Origin of the sequence: [Zimmermannella] bifida NBRC 103089, from assembly GCF_001570925.1 — a bacterium.
GTDB lineage: Bacteria > Actinomycetota > Actinomycetes > Actinomycetales > Microbacteriaceae > Gulosibacter > Gulosibacter bifidus.
In genome coordinates, this window is sequence record NZ_BCSP01000004.1 from 16,775 (window position 1) to 32,310 (window position 15,536).

The window sequence follows — 15,536 nt, forward strand, 5'->3', positions numbered from 1 at the left end:
GAGTCGCTCCTAAATCCTTGCGATTGTCAACGTGCAAAACTCTGGCATATCGTTAGCGTTGTGCGCTCCAACCGTTTCGATCGTGCCGCCAGATTTCATTTCAACTGCAGCGTGCAGGTTGATTAGCCCGATTTCAGCCTCGGGCGCTGATGGCGTCGTAACGCCACCTTGCATTGGCGTAGCGAATTGTGGTTGCCCGCCATTCACCTTGATTGCGTTAAATGCGAACCCTGTGACGGGCTTCGCTAACGCAACTTTGAACGTAACCAGGTAAATGCCGGGCGTAACTGTAAATACCGAACCTTTTCGAGTGATGCCGCCGCCTGCAATCTGCTCAGTCTGCCAGTCATACCCTTGGTAGATAACGGTAAACGACGTATCGCCAGTACGTTTTGCCGCGCCAGTGCGTGCGCATACCATTAGCGCCGCGTTGCTGCCACCCTTGCCCTCTAGCGCTGTAATGCGATCTTCGGCGCTCTTAACTCTAGTCGTTAGCGTGCTGAGTGATTTGGCGTTGGCGTCCGCTTTGCTTGCCGCGTTGCTTACATCGGTTTGCAGCTGGGCGACCGCTTCGGCACCGTGCGAACGTTTCACATCCTCAAGCAGCTGATCGACTCGGCTGGCCAGTTCGTAGCTTGCTGGTTGAATGTCGCTCGCGAGTGAGTTCGCGGCTAGGTATGGGATTTGGTTTGTCTGTGTATATTGGCGGGCCATTACAACTTGCTTTCGGTTACTGCAGACAAATCGCTAAGGCGTAGCGATTTGTCAAACTTCAATGGTGCTGTGGACGACGGCGGGAATAGCTGCGAAATACGCAAGTCGCGCGGCTTAGTGTCATGAATCGGCGCAAGCTGAATGTCATGGTAAGCGTGTTTACCATCTTCGCGGTATGTGCCGCCAACTGACTGCCAGAACCGGGGAATGTCCTTACGGTTATTCCACTTCGAGCCTGCCAAGTAGATCGCCTGCGTACCTGATGCGGTAAGCAATTCGCGTGGTGTAAACATTTCAGCGTTTGCCGAAACACTACCGGTTCGGGTGGAAATAGTCACAACTGGCATTCGTGGCAACGTTGAGTAGCTACTAAGCCATGTAACTAGATCATACGCGCGTCTATGGGCGCCGTTTGCACCTGAGCCAATGTTAACGGTGTTGCCAGATGGGTCGGTGTTGTTAATTGCGCCCTTTGACCAGCCGCCATTGAAAAACAATGTGCCAGCGTCATAGGTTGCCGTATTTACACTTTCCTTAAGATTCCACACTGCCGCGCCCGCATGGTTGTACGGTGTTTGCCAACCGCTTGTGGTGTGAACGTGCTCGTCGCCGGTGTAGCTAACAATTGCTGTGCCAATGCGGTTGTCGAAATCGGCTTGCGGGAACGCGCCAGGTTCAATTTCTAGTCGATCTGCTGGCCACATCACACAACCACTTGCAGCGACTTCTATCTTGCCGCGGTTTAGTCGTAGCGACAGCGTGCCGGGCGTGCCTGGCGTGCCGGTGCGTAGTCCAGTGTCGTAAAAGATCGGCCAAGCACCGTTGATTGTTGCGGCGTAGCACGAATTGAGCATGTCGAGCGCGTTAGGTGCTTCATTCGCTTTGTACGGCGGTTGCATTGTCCAGGCGAAGCCGTCGTTTTGCTTGACGTTGTTAAACGCGCTTTCGGTGAGCTTTGGCAGTTCACCAAATGGCAGTTTCTCCATTGATGCAATGCCAGCCTTGTTGCGGATGTACTCGGCGCGCACGCGCGCGAGTTGTGGTTTCCAACCTCTCGGCCAAGGCGAGTCATTCGGCGCGTCGCCAGTAATGTGCGTCGTGGCAAGCACGCCGTAGCGATCGCGCGCGACAACGCGAATAATCAGCACTTCGCGTGTGCCGGTGCTATCGGTAGGTTCGTTGAGCTTGCGCACGCTAATTGATTGCTTCGATACCTTGCCAATCAGCGTTGCACCTGACATGAACCGAATCGACACTTGCGCGCCAACGAAATCGGGAATTGCGTTACCAGGTAGCAAGGCTAGGTCAATGGTCCAGGCGTTGCCTTGCGGCTTATCGGTAAGGCGTTCACGACCCCATGGAATGGTGACGGATGCGAGCATTACGGGCGCACGCGAGCCACCGGTTAACCATTCCGGCGGTTGCAGCTCTGCGGCGCCGGTACCTAGGCGCATACCGCCAATAGCAATTGCTTCGATGCCGTAGGCGCGGTTCGTCGGCTGGTATGTGTCTACCATTGTCGGCGCCCCTCGCTTCGTTCTAAGTCGGCGATCATGTCGCGAATTTCGCGTGCTGCCGCTTCGCGATCGGTAGCACCAGTCACGTTGATGTTGTAGGTAGCGTGACGCGCCGAGGGTGCTGCGGCGTTCGCGAACGATGCCGCCAATGGACGGGGCGGTTCAAATGCGGCGAGATAGAACGTCATAGGCCGTGCAGCGTCGTAGGCTGCAGCGGTATAGGCGTGGTTTATGTTTGCCGTCGCTTCGGTAGACACGCTTAGGTTGCCAATCCAGCCGAGCGCGTCGTTCACATGCCCGGCGACGTCGTTCACCCAACCAAACATGCCGTTCCAGATGTCTGCCCAGAAACTCGCGAAATTGTTCCATGAGTCAACTAGCCAGTCGATGATGTCGCGCCACATGCCTTGCCAACCGGCAACAATGTCATTCCAGAAATTCGACCAGTTGTTGCCTACGTCGCGCCAGAATCCTGACCAGTTGTTGCCTACGTCATTCCAGAAACTTGCCCAGTTGTTACCGATGCCGTTCCATAATTCTTGCCACCACTTGCCGATGTCTTGCCACATGCCTTGCCAGCCGTTTGCCAGGTCTTGGCCCGTCTTTTGAAGCCAGGCCATGGCGGCATCCCAGTTTTGGGTCAGCCAAACAATTGCCGCAACAACAAGCCCAATCGCTGCGACGATGCCTAACGTAATCCATGTGACCGGCGACGCCAGCCAAGTAGCATTCATGATCGTGGTTACTGCAGCCACGCCCATGATCGCCAACGCGAGCGTGCCAAGCGCAACCACAATTCCGGCAACTAGCTGAGGGTTATCCTTTGCCCATGTGGCGAAGCCCTTAGCCCAGTTTGCTGCGGCTGAAACGGCTGGCAAGAATCCGGCGCCAAGGGCTGCCTTGGCGTTCTCGAACTCGGCATTAGCGCGTTGCTGCGCACCGGCTGCGGTGTCTGATTCTCGGCTAAACGCACCTTGCGCGGATGCCGTTTGCTCGGTAAGCAACGCTAGTGTTGCTTGCCGCTCGGCGGCTGTCTTGGCCGCTCCGGTGAGTCCGTCTAGTCCAAGCTCGGCAACTTTCGCGTCAATCGTCGCCTGCTTGATTGATACACCGTAGCGTTCGATCGGGTCACGTTCGCCACGAAGCAATGAGCCGAGCGCGCCTACTGCGTCGGCGGTAGTGCCACCAAACTGTGCGGCAAGATCGGCGCCGAGCCGAATTAGGTTATCGGTTTCGGCGCCGAGGTTTGCCTGATCGACGCCGAGGTTCTTGAGCTGCGACCCGATTACGGCACTCATTTGTGCGTACTCAGAACTTGCCAGTCCAACACTTTCGGCGGCGGCTTCGGCGTTCGCTTGCATTGCGGCGGTTTGATCGCCAAACGTTGCCGCCAACGCACCTTGCGCTTGCTCCGCTTCGCTTGCCGAATCAATCCAACTCAATGATGCAGCACTGATAGCGGCGAAGCCTAGCGAAGCGTAGCCCGCTGCCTTGTTGATGCCCGCTTGAAACTTCTCGGCGGCGGTTGCAGTCTGATTTAGCGCCTTGCGTGCCGATTCGGCATCGCCAACCAATCGAATCGATACGATCGCCGATTTAGCCATTGTCTACCGCTTCTCGCTGTTCATTCAGAATGTGAATTGCCGTGAGTAGATCGAGTTCGCTGCCAGCTCGCCACACATCCGGGTGCGTGTGAGTGGCGAGCGCGACGGCAACAACTAGTTCATTTGCTGAGCCTGTAGGCCATCTTTTCCCAGCGTGACGCCCTCAATCATGGCGTCATCGTCGGCTTCGTCATCGATCGCGGGCGCTTCAGTGACGTCGATTTCAACCAGCTGATTCATGAAATCGTCAAGCGTCATGTCAATATGCCCGTCGCGCTTGCCAGCCCGCCAGGTGCAAAATGCCTGCATCCGAAACACGTTCGTAGCAATGTTGCCGATATTGCGATTGGCTAGGTATTGCTCAAACGCGATCTTGTCGGCAAACTTTGGCGACACGGTGAACGTATTCCCGGTTTCGAGCTTTGCGGTGAACTGCATTAGGTTTGTGCTCCTTTGATCTTGTCGATAATTTCGTTCATACGGCGTTCATACTCGGCTACCCATTCCGGTTCGGTTTCCTTTGCCGCTTTGGTGGCAAACAAGGTTGGCCGAATACCGCGCTTATGCCATCCCCAATGGATAGGCGGCGCATACGGTACGGACTTCTTGCCGAACCGGACGATGCCGGTTTTCTTCGTAACGCCAACGCGCACGGAATCGCGAAGCTTTCCGCTTTCCACCGGGGCGCGGCGCGCGGCTTCGGTAGCGACGATTTCAGCGCTGCGACGATGTACGGCTTTCAAGTCGCTGAAATCGTCAGCGGCTTGCGATAGTTGGCGTCGTAATGCACGCGCGCCAACTACGTACATAGTCATACGGCGTTACTCATTTGCGTTGGTAGGCTTCGGGTCGCCAACGAGCGGAAACGAAACATCCGAGGTGTTTCGCTTGCCGACGTCGCCACCAATGTCGAACGGGCGCAACACAAGTTCACCCTTATACATGCGCTTCGCGCCGTTTGCTGGCGTGAACTCAAACGGGACTTGCTTGCCGGCGTGCGTCATGCAGAACTCGGCAAGGTTGCCGGTGTCGTAGTCCTGAATAATTGTTGCTTCGAGTTCCCACGTCGTAGTTTGGCTACCTGGGATTGAATCGCCCGAAAGCACAATTAGCGCGTCATCGGTCTTTGTAGATGGCTTTAGTCGCGTCTTAGTGCATTGCGTGGCGAACTCTTCCGCCTTAGTAGTAGTGGTGATGTCGCCAATCAACAACTTTCCAGGGCCTAGAACGGTGGACTTAACTGGCATGGTTATACCTCTCGGGATGTGGTTACGAATACGGGGAACACGAAGCAGGGCAAGGCGTAGCGATCGGTCTGCAATACCTCTGCGGTCTCAATTTCGCCGTCAGGCTCAATCACAGCCATCGCCGCCAGTAGCAGGGCTTCTAAGTCGCGAATGGCGCCGGTAGCTGATTGATCGCGCACCACAAGATGCACGTCAACGCGCACGCGACATGAACCGTCGAGCGTGTCGGTTCGTACTTCGCTGGCGTTTAGCCAAGCACCGGGTATCGGTACACGCTTCGGATCGGCGTGCGAGGTGATGCCAGCACGCTTGAGTGCGTCGCGAACTTCGTTGAGTGCGGCGGTAATCATGGTTAGCCAATCCGGGGCGGGGCGAAACGCCCAATGCGACATAACTGTTCAATGCGAACATCGGTAAGCCGGGCGAACACGTTTTGCGCGCTTTCCCAACCCTCTGCAATACCGGGTGTAGCGCGGTCGCGGTACAGTCCAGCGGCAAGGTGCAGCGCGCCGAGGTGACACGATTCGTCCCACTCGGTGCGATACCGGCGAACGTATGCAGTCGCGGCGGCGGCGCATTCGGCCACGCGCGCCGAGTCGCTACCGGCTTCCGCCAGGTAGTCGCTCAACTCGGCGGGCGTGACCTCTGCAGTGTTTGCGGGCATTATTCGCTAGGCTCGGCGGTGCTAGTGACGGTTCGCGACACGATCACACGCGGGTCATGGATTTCTACTAGGCCGTAACTGTAGAACCCCAGATCAATGCCAGCGTGAGCGACGTCGAATGCCTTGAGCTGAATAGGTGCCTTTTCGCGAATCGTGACGGCGCGGGCATCGGCCGCGAGCAGCTGCCCAGGCTTAAGTTCTGGCGCGCTTTCAATGCGAATGTTGCCAACGTTCGCGCTCTGGTCGCGAAGATCGACGCCGCCAACCGAATTTGCCAGCCAATGCGGTACATCGGATTGCTTGAGTGCGGCGTAAGCGTCGTAGAGATCGTCCGCCATGAACACGGTAGTCATTTCACCACCAATGCGGCGAATGTCGCGCGCCGAGTGCTTGAGTGCGGTAAGCAGCGAATCGGTTCCACCCTTGCCGGTAGTCGCGGCGGCGGCGATCTTCTTGGCAACGTCAGCGTCGGAATCTGCAGCGTACTCAACGAGTGCAGCATTCCAGAAACTTTCGAGGAATCCGGGATCGGCCAGGTCAATAAAGATTCGATCAATATCCCAGCCGCCTGCCCAACGTTCTGCCGTAACGGTGTATGACTCGGTGGTTGCTTTGCCGGTTGGCACTTCGGTCTTATTGCCGTCGTACTTGCCAGGCTTCGGGCGCTTCTTCCAACGCCAACCGGTGCGCTTCAAGCTAGTAAGCGGCTTCGTGCCGCCGAATGCGTCAATCCATTGACGACGTGCACCGGATGCCGTCCATAGTTCGCCAATCCAATCGTCGCGACCAATGAAGCCGTTTCCGGCATCGTCGCTAGGCACAATGTCCGCAAGCGCCAGCATGATTGCGTTCCGATCGCCATTGTTGATTGCGCTAGAAACGGTGGAGAGTGCGGCCTGCAGGTTGAGCGGGCGGTGAGTTACCTCAACGCGAGGTGCGACGGGCGTCGCGGCGAGCGCGGTCGTTTCCGAGGTGGTCACTTCAGGTGCTTCGGGTGCTTCGGTGGTTGTTGGCATCGGTTCAATTTCCTTGTCGGTGTTAGCGGATGCGTGGACGGTTTCAACGGTTGCGGCGGCAAAATCTGGAATAGCGACTAGCGACACTTCAAATAGTTCGGCTTCGTGGACGTGAATCACGCCATCGGCGGCAAGCTCATGCTTCGTGGCGACGAAGCCAACCGAAAGGCCATCACGAAGCCCTGCCGAAGCCGAAGCCAGCGCGGCGTCAGATTCGGCGCCCTCTGGCAACGTGAACGTTGCGCGTGTGCCATCCGGCGTGGCTTCGATCGCGGTCAGAACGCCAACCGGTTGGTCTTGCTTGTGGTCGATTAGCAGCTTGACGCGGCTAAGCGGCTGGCGCGGCTTGAGTGCATCGGCTGCAAGCTGTACGCGTTGCGTCGTGCTTGGTGTGCCGTGACTGGCGATAATGCCGGTGATCTGGCGAGATGGAACGTCAGTTACGGCCAGGGCTTCTAGCTGTAGTTTCATCGGTCTAGCCCCTCTTCTTTTCGTGCTTCTTCGGCGGTAATGATTCCTGCGTTGATTCCGATTTCTAGGGTTTTCCACCGGTTTTCGCGGCTCGGCTTAACGAGTGCGTCGGTGTCAAACGTGACATTGCGCCCGCTCGGTGTGACGTCGCCAAGTGATAGGCGTTCAGTAATCGCCGTCATGTATGGCGCAAGCGTGAAGTCGATTAATTCGGCGTTACGTGATTCGCGGTTGGTGTAGTTCAGTGAGCTACCAGAAATAACTACGTCTGCCGCCCATGCCGGTAGGCCGATTGCACGAACCAACTCAAGATCAATTTGACGACGCCCCTCAATTAGCAGGTTCTCAGTCGATGAACCAAGCGGGCGCACCTCAAGCGAACGCGAGGAATACGCGACGCCACGGCGAGCGCGCGCGCGTTCCCACGAACTCAACAATTGTTCGATTTCGGCGGCGGTAAGTTCTTCGCCGTTGTTGTGCAGATCAAGGGCTGGCACCGGATTGGATTCGGCGCGTGATGCGGCGGCGGTAATGGATAGTGACCGGCGTAGCACGTCGGCGCCAGCCGCCAGCAGTCCTTCATCTGGTGAATCAAATCGAATCAAGTTCGCGGCAGACATGCCGGGCGGTAGCGTCGGCGCGCCGGTAGTCGCGTCATAAGAAACGGCGTCATACGGTAGCAACTCAACTGCAGTGGGATAGCCACGCCCGTTGCGATCAATTACATGCCAATGTGCGTGTGGGTAAAAAATGAGTTGATCGACTAGCCAAGTAATCGAGTTCGCTCGGGTTCTGCCGGGTTCCGGCTGTGTGAGCAGCTTCGTTGGTTCGGCGTTCGGTGCAACCGTTTCAACGAGTGGTAGGCGTCCAATCGTTGACGCGATTAGGTTACGGGCGCGGCGCACCACCGGGATACTCATTGCGGCGCGGCGGTCAATGACTGGCATCGGCGGCGTTGCAAAGGCTGCAGCGTTGTTGAGCGATTCGAGATGTGTCGAATCAGCATGTGGCGACGCCGTGCCGGTAACGGCGTCCACGCCGAGTGCGTTTAGTGCCACCTGCCAAAGGTTCATGTTTCCAGCATGTGCATAATGTCAGGATTGCCGCTGTTGGCTAACCATCTTTTGCGCGTGACGGTGCTCAGGGTGATGCAGGCGTTCATGATCGTTAGCTACCTGCCAGGCTTCAGCGCGGCTGAATCTCATCGCACTCCACCAGGTGCAGGACTTGCAGCGGATAACGACGGTGTGCTTTGTTGAGTCGATTACGAACGTAGTCATGATGGTTTCCTAGAAATTAACGAGCGGTGCAGGTAGTACCGTTTGGGCATTGTCGTAGGCGTACAGTGCTGCGGTTGCGGCGAGTAGTGCACTGATCGAACCGGTGGAGCGCGAGCGAGAGAAACGAACTACGTCGCCGCGCCGCTGCAGCTGCGCTACTGCGATGGAACGGCGCATTGATTGGCTACCGTCATGGCGTAGTTGCTTGTTGGCGATCGCATCTAGCAGCTCGGCGGTGCAGGTTGCGGCGTCGCGTGCGCCGATGCTGGCAACGTCGAGTTCGTCACGAACTAGCGCGGCCGTGATTGCTCTGGATGTGCCGCCGTCATCGGCGGCGATACCTTTCGGCTTTGCTGCATGGATACGGCGAAGCAGCGGTTGCAGCCATGTAGTGCCAGGCGCGGCATGCATTAGCGCCAAGCACGGGCGCCGAGCATCGTCTCGCCAAGCAGCAAACACGGCTGATAGCGAATCAGGTGAATCGGCGGCTTCGTATCCAATGCCGATGCTATGCAGCGGCGGCGGCGTCAAGTCCGTTGCCAGGCTGTCCCAATCGTCTAGCGAAATGAGTGGTTCGGCGGCGTCAATCCAGTTGTTGCAGAATGCGCGAAGCCATGCCGCGTGCGAGCTTGGGCGAATCTTGAGCAGATCGGCGGCGGTTACTGTGTGTCCAACTGCAGGGTGGAACGCTTCGAGTGTTGCCGGTTCGTAGGGGTCGAGATCCGCAGGGCGTGACCACTCGAAATATGCGAGTCCTTGCCGTGTACCGGCCCGTGCTTCGTCAACGAGTCGGCGCATGAACGTGCTAGTCGCGTCGCCAGCGGTCGAGATCAGCCAAACTTGCGCTCGCCCGGTTAGTGTCTGTTGCGCGGGTCGAATCGCGCCGTCGAGCATTGCCGTGCCTAGTTCATCGGTAAATGCAAAAATCTCATCGAGCACCACTAATCCGGGCGTGGAGCCGTGAACGGCTGCCATGCCAGGCGAGAATGTGCGAATGACTGAGCCGTTTAGCGGCACGTCAAGCCCGGTGTCGCCTGCCGACCAGCGGGCGCGGGTAACGCTGGCAAATGGCGAAGATTCGATTAGCTTTGATGCGTCGCGAAATCGGTCGCGTGCGTCCTTGCCAGTCTGTGCGGTATAGAACACGGTTGCACGCGGGCGAGTTATCGCCCACCACAGCATGAGCGGCCAAACCAGCGTGGTCTTACCGGATTGGCGCGGCACTGTAACAAGCACGGTGTCATACACGAATCGTCCGCGTTCGTCTAGCTCGGTGGCGGTTTCGAGTACTTGCCGTTGCCATGGCATTAGTGGTTTGCCAAGTGCTGCCGATACCTTTGCGATCGGCTCGGCAAAGTTCTTGCGACTTGGGTCGCGCTCGGTGGCATGGGCTGGTTTAGCCATTCAAGCCCTCAACGAGTTTGGCGAATGCTTCGGCTTCGGTAACGCTTTCGGGCTTCGGTAACGCTTCGAGACATTCGCGAAGTTCGCGCGCTGCCATAGCTGCAGCCGATGCACGGCCAGAATGTCTACCGGATTCGGTGGCGTCGGCAAGCACACGGGCGAGGGCACACAATGCAGCGTGCGAATCGTTGATTAGTCCGTCATCGGTTAGCGACTGAATCGTTTTGTCGAGCGCTTGACGAAGTTCGCTTGGCGGTGTCGGTGGTTCCAATCCGTCTAGGGCTGGTGTGGTCTGATTTGGCATGATTCTGGTCGAGTCTTTCGGGCAGATTCCAGGTTTTTTGAGGGTGGTCGAGAGAGACGGAAAGGGCTGGCGCGAATCTTCCGAGGGCGTCAGATGTTAAAAAAATGCAGCCGTGACTCAATCTGTTTGGCGGCTGGCGTCACGTCGCGATCGCCACGCGCGATATTGCATCGTTTGTGTGCTGGCGCGAGGTTCTCCATGTCATATACCGCCCCGCCTTGACTTCGCGGCACGACGTGATCGGCTGAGTCTGCGCCAGGTAGTCCGCATAGCCAACATGTAGTGCCGTATTCGGCCAGCGTTCGTTGTACCCATTTGGCGACGCGACTGCCAGCCCATACTTCACGGCGACCGGGCGGGGCGTGCTTTCCCCTACCCCGTCGTTTTGGTGTGGGGGGTGGGGGTGCAATTTCTCTCATGGGGGTGTTCATTTGATGTCCCCAATGTGGTTGAGCAGATCGGCGAACCGCTGAAGTGACTCAAGCGCCAAGGCGCTGAAGTGTTCGTCAGGTATCGGGTCTACGCGAATGGCAAAGATGCGAGCGATCTGCGACCAAACGATTCGCGGCAAACACAACGCAATAGGTTCGGTTGCCGATTCGATTTCGGATGGCGTCAACGCGCGACCGGACTGGACTGATGCGACCATTGCGTTAAGTAGTCGTACTTCGTTCATGTCAACTGTCATTGGTTCACTCATCCGTTAGCGTTAGTAGTGGTTGCACGGCTTCGAGCAATGCGGCGGCTTCGTCATATGTGTCTGATCGGTAGATCAATCGGTGTGCCGCGCTGCCAAGATGTTCGGCGGCACGAATCATGTGCGCACGAGTGGGAAAGTCGTACTTGTCTGCCCAATCGATCAGTGCGGCGCGTGCACGCGCCAACTCGGCAAACAACGAAACTTGGCAGTGTTCGGGTCTAGCCAATTGACATGCTTTCGATTTCATGAACGGCCCATTGAGCTACTTCGATCGCGTGAGACTCGGCGGCAATGACGAACGGCTTAGGCATGGAATGCGCGCTTGCGCTGAGAGCATTAGCGATTGCTTGTTGTCCGACGCGAACCATGATCGATGCGGCTTTGCCGTTTGCAGTCATTGTGATTGCAGGACGTCCTAGGTCTAGCTCGCGGTGCAGTCGCGTTAGTTTGCGGTGTAAATCGGTGAGTTGTTGCGTTTGATCGCTCATAGTCGCGTCCTATCGGGAGTGAGGGAGTGAGGGAGTGAGGGAGCGGCGCGCCCCTAGCGAACTTTCATTCGCTAGAGACGCTGCCTATCGGTCGTTTCGGTCGGTCGGTCGATCGGTCGGGGCGCACGCGCGGTAGCGCGTCAGGAACGGGATGTAAACGCGCGGGACTTTTGCCGCTGCCCGGTTCTGCCTTAACCAGCGCCGCGCGTTTTCGGGTCGGTACATTTGCCGCTCTAACCGGTTGATGCCGCGCCGGGTAAGGGCTACGGGAGTTGTCTGGTTCTGTCTGCCAGGGTCTGCACTTCGATGCTGTGCGGGCTTTTCTCGTATTGCACGCTGTGCTGTGGTTGTCGCCACTGAGTGAGTGGCGACGGCTACGGCGGCTGTGGACGGTTCATCGGTGAACCTCTTTCGCCTTGCGCGCCAGCGCGATCTGCTCGATGTGATCGCGGTCGAACATGTACGCGCCGCGTAGTCCTGGTGCCTGGAATGCGGGTGTCAGCAGCCCATTGCGCACCATGTACGCCACGTGCTGATGCGACACGCCTAGCCGCGCTGCGGCGGCGCGGGTTGATATGAGCTGATTACTAGGCATATGCGTAACTTACATGATTGCTACACATATGCCTAGTTTTAGCTTTGCGACGCGCCGTAAGCACTTGTGCCAAGTGGGTAACGTGCGTAACGTTGCTTACATGACGATGCAACCCATGACCGGCGGCGCGATCCCAGCAATCACGCTGCGAACTCGCCTGCGCGTAGCGCGTGAATTTGCCGAATTGGAGCAGGGCGAACTGGCAGAACGCGCCGGGATTAGCCGAGCGACCATCTCAAACGCCGAACGTGGCCTAGCCAAGCCGAACCGCGCGACCCTAGCGATGTGGGCATTCGCTTGCGGTGTCGATGCGGATTGGCTGCGAACTGGGGAAACGAATAATGCCCCGTCTCCTGGTGGAGACGGGGCGGATGCCGCGCGCCCGAAGGGACTCGAACCCCTAACCTTCTGATCCGTAGTCAGATGCTCTATCCATTGAGCTACGGGCGCACATCGCGTGGCGACTGAGCAAGCTTAGCAATATCCATCCGCAAAACGCAACTCCTCCGCAACACGCCGCAATTCGACTACGGTTCAACTATGACCAACGCAGGATTTTCGCAAACGGGCACCACATGGATTGGGCACCGACGCGGAACCCGCGATTACAGCCGCATCCAACTTGCGATGCTGCTCGCCGGAATCGCCACCTTCGCGCAGCTCTACGCGCCCCAGGCGGTCCTTCCCCAGGTATCACAGGGCTTTGGCGTCACCACCGCCGAGTCCTCGCTCATGGTCTCGGCGTCGACCGTCGGCCTCGCCGTAGCCGTCGTGCCATGGACACTGGTAGCTGACCGCATCGGCCGCAAGCGATCCATCTCAATCGCGATCATTGCCGCGACCATCTTGGGCCTGTGCGCCATTCTCGCGCCGAACTTCCAGCTCGCACTACTTATCCGGCTCTTTGAAGGCTTCGCCCTCGGTGGCGTCCCCGCCGCCGCCATGGCGTACCTCAACGAAGAAGTACACAAGATCGACTCCGCGGCCGCATCCGGGATGTTCGTGGCTGGTAACACCATCGGCGGCCTTTCTGGCCGCCTGGTTTCGGGGCCAGTTGGTGAACTCACCGGGTCATGGCAGCTTGGCGTGCTGTCGGTTTCTACGTTGGCGCTCGTAGCCGCACTGCTGTTCATGTTCCTCTCCCCCACGCCACAGGGATTCACCCCACTCGGACCTACACAGTCAGTCGGCGCATCCGTGCGGCGCACGGTCCGTAACGCCTGGGAGCACCTGCACGATCGCGTGCTGCTCGCGATCTACCTGCAGCCGTTCGTGATGATGGGTGGCTTCGTGGCCATCTACAACTACCTCGGCTACTACCTGACCGCAGAACCGTATTCGCTGCCGGTCTGGCTGGCCTCGTTCGCCTTCGTGGCCTACCTCGCCGGCGCAATCAGCTCACCGATCTCCGGACGCCTGGGCGGCGAACACGGGCGCAAACGCGTCAAGCTCGCTTCGGATGCGATCTCGCTCGTCGGCCTGGGAATCATGCTGATTCCTAACCTGTGGGCGATCGTGGCCGGGCTCATCGTGTTTACCACCGGGTTCTTCGCCTCCCACGCAATCAGCATTGGCTGGGCTGCGGCGCACCCAAAGAACGGCCGCGCCCAATCGAGCGCGCTGTACAACTTCACGTACTACTTCGGGTCAAGCGTGTTCGGCTTCGTAGGCGGCCTGTTTTACCAGTCACACGGCTGGATATCGCTCATCGCCATGGTTGCGGTCATCTATTTGGTGGCCATCATCATCGCGATCATCGTGCTGCCAACGCGACCAACCGCATCCACCCGCACCTAGGTACATCGCCAAGCCACCGTTCAACCGCGGTATTGGGATTCGGAAATCCCGCGGTGCGAATGAGCACCGCGCCCAAACGCACACCTCATGGAAAAGACTAAGGGCGCCCCAGCGGGGCGCCCTATACACGCGGACACGGAGGGATTCGAACCCTCGGCCCCCTAATGGAGGCCCCACCTTAGCAGGGTGGTCTATTCGGCCGCTCTAGCACGTGTCCAGACTTGCCAATTCTACACAGACCGCACGAACTTGCCACTCGACGCGGATTCTGCGTGCGCTGCGAATCGGTTAGAACAGCGTATCGCCGTTCGAACAAGTCGTCTTATCCGCCGTTTGACCGTCAAACTCAGGCGTTTGCGGCGTGACCGTTTCTTCGTCGACAGGTGGGACCTCACCAGTTCCATCGTCGACACTGCTGTCTGCACCGGGGTCAACCACGCCAGCATCCGGCTCTGCCTGGTCCTGCAGCGGCGGCGTACCTTCGTCGCCGGGCTGCGGCTCAGGGGCAGGCGTCGGCTGCGCTGCATCGAACAGTGATTTGTCGTCACGCAGCATTTGCCACATGACCTCGGCCTTGTCGGGGTCGGGCACGACTCGGCCTGCCTCAGCGGCCTCGACCACCGGCAAGCGCACAAACGCCATCTTGTCGAGCTGAACGCTGGACAGGGCACCGGCAAGACTCACGAGCGTGTCAATGTTGTTGAGGTTGCTCGACAGCGTCATGTTCTGGGTTGCCGCACGCGCGATCGCGTACATACGACCGGGATCCGAGAACGTCTGGTCGCTCTTGACCTTGCGGAATAGCGCCGACATGAACACTTGTTGGTTGGTAATTCGGGCAAGGTCAGACCCATCGCCCACACCGTGTCGTGTACGCAAGAATTTCAGCGCATCCGCACCCTGCAACGAGTGCATGCCCGCATCAAGTTCGAGACCGATATAGCTGTCAGAAATCGGCTGCTCAACGCACACGTCTACACCGCCGACAGCATTCGACATCTCAATGACGCCCTTGAACTTGACCATCGCGGCGTACTGGATATCGAGCCCCGACATCTCTTCGACCGTGGCGACGACGCAGTTCATGCCACCCGAATCAAGAATCGAGTTAATCATCACGCCGTAGCGCTCGTACTGCGTTTCGCCCTGGTCGTTCTGGCACTGTGGCGTATCGACAAGCGTGTCGCGAGGAATCGAAATAAGGGATGCGTGCGAGTGGTCTTCCGAAAGGTGGAAGAGCATATTCACGTCGTTGAGCGTGCCGGCAGCAGCTTCTTCGCCCTCACCGAACTCAGCACCCTGGCCTTCACGAGAGTCGCTACCCACCAGCAAGATATTGACGCCGCCTTCGAACACGGCACCGCTACCCTGGGCTGCGTTCTCGTCATTGGCGGGCACAGCAAGGTCAAACGTCTCAACACCCGACTGCAGGTTCCACCAGACGATGGCCAGGAAGGTCAGTGCCGACACCAACAAGACGGCGAGCGCGCCGGAAATTCCGCGCGCCAGCGTTCCCGATGCGGTCGTGACACGAAGTCGACCGTGACGCGCAACGGTTCCCCGGGCACCATGCTGCCCACCGGATTTTCCAGCCAAAAGCGGTCTCCCTAGTTGCTACGGAAACGGGCGAAGACCCGCACGTGCTGCGGAGGGCGTGGGATTCGAACCCACGGGACATTGCTGCCCACTGGTTTTCAAGACCAGCTCCTTAGGCCGCTCGGACAGCCCTCCCTTC

The 15,536-nt window shown here is 58.3% G+C and carries 21 protein-coding genes and 3 tRNA genes; 2 read left to right on the forward strand and 22 right to left on the reverse strand.

Features of this window, described 5'->3' with window-relative positions:
• Positions 1-9: 9 nt before the first annotated feature.
• The 18 genes from ZBI01S_RS04630 to ZBI01S_RS09700 form a co-directional block, all read right to left on the reverse strand.
• Entirely contained in the window at positions 10-714 is a 705-nt protein-coding gene (locus ZBI01S_RS04630) for a hypothetical protein (RefSeq protein ID WP_066057101.1), read from the reverse strand.
• Positions 714-2,096: a hypothetical protein gene (locus tag ZBI01S_RS04635; protein WP_159421389.1), complete on the reverse strand. Its 1,383-nt coding sequence runs from the start codon at positions 2,094-2,096 to the stop codon at positions 714-716. The genes ZBI01S_RS04630 and ZBI01S_RS04635 overlap by 1 nt, the downstream gene beginning before the upstream one ends.
• Before the next feature lie 128 nt (positions 2,097-2,224).
• Positions 2,225-3,835, reverse strand: a complete 1,611-nt coding sequence (locus ZBI01S_RS04640; protein WP_066057107.1) for a phage tail tape measure protein — start codon at positions 3,833-3,835, stop codon at positions 2,225-2,227.
• Positions 3,836-3,949: 114 nt separating this feature from the next.
• The gene (locus ZBI01S_RS04645; RefSeq protein ID WP_066057110.1) at positions 3,950-4,273 is read right to left on the reverse strand and encodes a hypothetical protein; all 324 of its coding nucleotides are present in this window, start codon (positions 4,271-4,273) and stop codon (positions 3,950-3,952) included.
• Positions 4,273-4,650: an HK97 gp10 family phage protein gene (locus tag ZBI01S_RS04650; protein ID WP_083524510.1), complete on the reverse strand. Its 378-nt coding sequence runs from the start codon at positions 4,648-4,650 to the stop codon at positions 4,273-4,275. Before ZBI01S_RS04650 ends, ZBI01S_RS04645 begins: the two co-directional genes overlap by 1 nt.
• 6 nt (positions 4,651-4,656) lie before the next feature.
• Complete coding sequence (locus ZBI01S_RS04655) at positions 4,657-5,082, reverse strand: hypothetical protein (protein WP_159421390.1); 426 nt, start codon at positions 5,080-5,082, stop codon at positions 4,657-4,659.
• A 2-nt stretch (positions 5,083-5,084) separates the two neighbouring features.
• Positions 5,085-5,432 carry a hypothetical protein gene (locus ZBI01S_RS04660; protein WP_066057118.1) on the reverse strand — a complete coding sequence of 116 codons (348 nt, stop codon included), beginning with the start codon at positions 5,430-5,432 and terminating at the stop codon, positions 5,085-5,087.
• Between the two features lie 2 nt (positions 5,433-5,434).
• Complete coding sequence (locus ZBI01S_RS04665) at positions 5,435-5,746, reverse strand: hypothetical protein (RefSeq protein WP_066057121.1); 312 nt, start codon at positions 5,744-5,746, stop codon at positions 5,435-5,437.
• Positions 5,746-7,233 (reverse strand): HK97 family phage prohead protease, encoded by a 1,488-nt coding sequence (locus tag ZBI01S_RS04670; RefSeq protein ID WP_066057124.1) that lies wholly within the window; start codon positions 7,231-7,233, stop codon positions 5,746-5,748. Before ZBI01S_RS04670 ends, ZBI01S_RS04665 begins: the two co-directional genes overlap by 1 nt.
• Positions 7,230-8,306 carry a phage portal protein gene (locus tag ZBI01S_RS04675; RefSeq protein WP_066057126.1) on the reverse strand — a complete coding sequence of 359 codons (1,077 nt, stop codon included), beginning with the start codon at positions 8,304-8,306 and terminating at the stop codon, positions 7,230-7,232. Before ZBI01S_RS04675 ends, ZBI01S_RS04670 begins: the two co-directional genes overlap by 4 nt.
• 216 nt (positions 8,307-8,522) lie before the next feature.
• A complete protein-coding gene (locus ZBI01S_RS04680) occupies positions 8,523-9,821 on the reverse strand; it encodes a terminase large subunit domain-containing protein (RefSeq protein WP_370664367.1) in 1,299 nt (432 codons plus the stop codon).
• Positions 9,821-9,901 carry a hypothetical protein gene (locus tag ZBI01S_RS10215; RefSeq protein WP_370664368.1) on the reverse strand — a complete coding sequence of 27 codons (81 nt, stop codon included), beginning with the start codon at positions 9,899-9,901 and terminating at the stop codon, positions 9,821-9,823. Before ZBI01S_RS10215 ends, ZBI01S_RS04680 begins: the two co-directional genes overlap by 1 nt.
• A gap of 8 nt (positions 9,902-9,909) precedes the next feature.
• On the reverse strand, positions 9,910-10,221 hold the full coding sequence (locus ZBI01S_RS04685; protein ID WP_159421391.1) for a hypothetical protein: 312 nt from the start codon (positions 10,219-10,221) through the stop codon (positions 9,910-9,912).
• A gap of 89 nt (positions 10,222-10,310) precedes the next feature.
• Complete coding sequence (locus tag ZBI01S_RS10220; RefSeq protein ID WP_370664366.1) at positions 10,311-10,652, reverse strand: HNH endonuclease; 342 nt, start codon at positions 10,650-10,652, stop codon at positions 10,311-10,313.
• Positions 10,649-10,897 carry a hypothetical protein gene (locus ZBI01S_RS04690; RefSeq protein ID WP_159421392.1) on the reverse strand — a complete coding sequence of 83 codons (249 nt, stop codon included), beginning with the start codon at positions 10,895-10,897 and terminating at the stop codon, positions 10,649-10,651. Before ZBI01S_RS04690 ends, ZBI01S_RS10220 begins: the two co-directional genes overlap by 4 nt.
• A 16-nt stretch (positions 10,898-10,913) precedes the next feature.
• Positions 10,914-11,147 carry a hypothetical protein gene (locus ZBI01S_RS04695; protein ID WP_159421393.1) on the reverse strand — a complete coding sequence of 78 codons (234 nt, stop codon included), beginning with the start codon at positions 11,145-11,147 and terminating at the stop codon, positions 10,914-10,916.
• Complete coding sequence (locus ZBI01S_RS04700; RefSeq protein ID WP_159421394.1) at positions 11,140-11,409, reverse strand: hypothetical protein; 270 nt, start codon at positions 11,407-11,409, stop codon at positions 11,140-11,142. The genes ZBI01S_RS04695 and ZBI01S_RS04700 overlap by 8 nt, the downstream gene beginning before the upstream one ends.
• 394 nt (positions 11,410-11,803) lie before the next feature.
• A complete protein-coding gene (locus ZBI01S_RS09700) occupies positions 11,804-12,004 on the reverse strand; it encodes a MerR family transcriptional regulator (RefSeq protein ID WP_110477041.1) in 201 nt (66 codons plus the stop codon).
• Positions 12,005-12,104: 100 nt separating this feature from the next.
• On the opposite strand from ZBI01S_RS09700, the gene ZBI01S_RS09500 reads away from it, so the two are divergent.
• Positions 12,105-12,416: a helix-turn-helix domain-containing protein gene (locus ZBI01S_RS09500; protein ID WP_110477045.1), complete on the forward strand. Its 312-nt coding sequence runs from the start codon at positions 12,105-12,107 to the stop codon at positions 12,414-12,416.
• Here the strand turns inward: ZBI01S_RS09500 and ZBI01S_RS04705 are convergent.
• Positions 12,382-12,454, reverse strand: a tRNA-Arg gene (locus tag ZBI01S_RS04705). The genes ZBI01S_RS09500 and ZBI01S_RS04705 overlap by 35 nt on opposite strands.
• A gap of 90 nt (positions 12,455-12,544) precedes the next feature.
• On the opposite strand from ZBI01S_RS04705, the gene ZBI01S_RS04710 reads away from it, so the two are divergent.
• Positions 12,545-13,801 (forward strand): MFS transporter, encoded by a 1,257-nt coding sequence (locus ZBI01S_RS04710; RefSeq protein WP_066057146.1) that lies wholly within the window; start codon positions 12,545-12,547, stop codon positions 13,799-13,801.
• Positions 13,802-13,931: 130 nt separating this feature from the next.
• Here the strand turns inward: ZBI01S_RS04710 and ZBI01S_RS04715 are convergent.
• From ZBI01S_RS04715 to ZBI01S_RS04725, 3 genes are all read right to left on the reverse strand, one after another.
• Positions 13,932-14,018, reverse strand: a tRNA-Ser gene (locus tag ZBI01S_RS04715).
• Between the two features lie 71 nt (positions 14,019-14,089).
• Positions 14,090-15,397: an LCP family protein gene (locus ZBI01S_RS04720; RefSeq protein WP_066057149.1), complete on the reverse strand. Its 1,308-nt coding sequence runs from the start codon at positions 15,395-15,397 to the stop codon at positions 14,090-14,092.
• 50 nt (positions 15,398-15,447) lie between these two features.
• Positions 15,448-15,532 (reverse strand) — tRNA-Ser (locus ZBI01S_RS04725).
• Between the last annotated feature and the right edge of the window lie 4 nt (positions 15,533-15,536).

What these genes read in the sequence shown, in the direction of transcription:
- ZBI01S_RS04630 (WP_066057101.1), bottom strand. Translation starts at nt 714, where the DNA reads ATGGCCCGCCAATATACACAGACAAACCAAATCCCATACCTAGCCGCG.
- ZBI01S_RS04635 (WP_159421389.1), bottom strand. Translation starts at nt 2,096, where the DNA reads ATGCTCGCATCCGTCACCATTCCATGGGGTCGTGAACGCCTTACCGAT.
- ZBI01S_RS04640 (WP_066057107.1), bottom strand. Translation starts at nt 3,835, where the DNA reads ATGGCTAAATCGGCGATCGTATCGATTCGATTGGTTGGCGATGCCGAA.
- ZBI01S_RS04645 (WP_066057110.1), bottom strand. Translation starts at nt 4,273, where the DNA reads ATGCAGTTCACCGCAAAGCTCGAAACCGGGAATACGTTCACCGTGTCG.
- ZBI01S_RS04650 (WP_083524510.1), bottom strand. Translation starts at nt 4,650, where the DNA reads ATGACTATGTACGTAGTTGGCGCGCGTGCATTACGACGCCAACTATCG.
- ZBI01S_RS04655 (WP_159421390.1), bottom strand. Translation starts at nt 5,082, where the DNA reads ATGCCAGTTAAGTCCACCGTTCTAGGCCCTGGAAAGTTGTTGATTGGC.
- ZBI01S_RS04660 (WP_066057118.1), bottom strand. Translation starts at nt 5,432, where the DNA reads ATGATTACCGCCGCACTCAACGAAGTTCGCGACGCACTCAAGCGTGCT.
- ZBI01S_RS04665 (WP_066057121.1), bottom strand. Translation starts at nt 5,746, where the DNA reads ATGCCCGCAAACACTGCAGAGGTCACGCCCGCCGAGTTGAGCGACTAC.
- ZBI01S_RS04670 (WP_066057124.1), bottom strand. Translation starts at nt 7,233, where the DNA reads ATGAAACTACAGCTAGAAGCCCTGGCCGTAACTGACGTTCCATCTCGC.
- ZBI01S_RS04675 (WP_066057126.1), bottom strand. Translation starts at nt 8,306, where the DNA reads ATGAACCTTTGGCAGGTGGCACTAAACGCACTCGGCGTGGACGCCGTT.
- ZBI01S_RS04680 (WP_370664367.1), bottom strand. Translation starts at nt 9,821, where the DNA reads ATGCCATGGCAACGGCAAGTACTCGAAACCGCCACCGAGCTAGACGAA.
- ZBI01S_RS10215 (WP_370664368.1), bottom strand. Translation starts at nt 9,901, where the DNA reads ATGCCACCGAGCGCGACCCAAGTCGCAAGAACTTTGCCGAGCCGATCG.
- ZBI01S_RS04685 (WP_159421391.1), bottom strand. Translation starts at nt 10,221, where the DNA reads ATGCCAAATCAGACCACACCAGCCCTAGACGGATTGGAACCACCGACA.
- ZBI01S_RS10220 (WP_370664366.1), bottom strand. Translation starts at nt 10,652, where the DNA reads ATGAACACCCCCATGAGAGAAATTGCACCCCCACCCCCCACACCAAAA.
- ZBI01S_RS04690 (WP_159421392.1), bottom strand. Translation starts at nt 10,897, where the DNA reads ATGAACGAAGTACGACTACTTAACGCAATGGTCGCATCAGTCCAGTCC.
- ZBI01S_RS04700 (WP_159421394.1), bottom strand. Translation starts at nt 11,409, where the DNA reads ATGAGCGATCAAACGCAACAACTCACCGATTTACACCGCAAACTAACG.
- ZBI01S_RS09700 (WP_110477041.1), bottom strand. Translation starts at nt 12,004, where the DNA reads ATGCCTAGTAATCAGCTCATATCAACCCGCGCCGCCGCAGCGCGGCTA.
- ZBI01S_RS09500 (WP_110477045.1), top strand. Translation starts at nt 12,105, where the DNA reads ATGACGATGCAACCCATGACCGGCGGCGCGATCCCAGCAATCACGCTG.
- ZBI01S_RS04710 (WP_066057146.1), top strand. Translation starts at nt 12,545, where the DNA reads ATGACCAACGCAGGATTTTCGCAAACGGGCACCACATGGATTGGGCAC.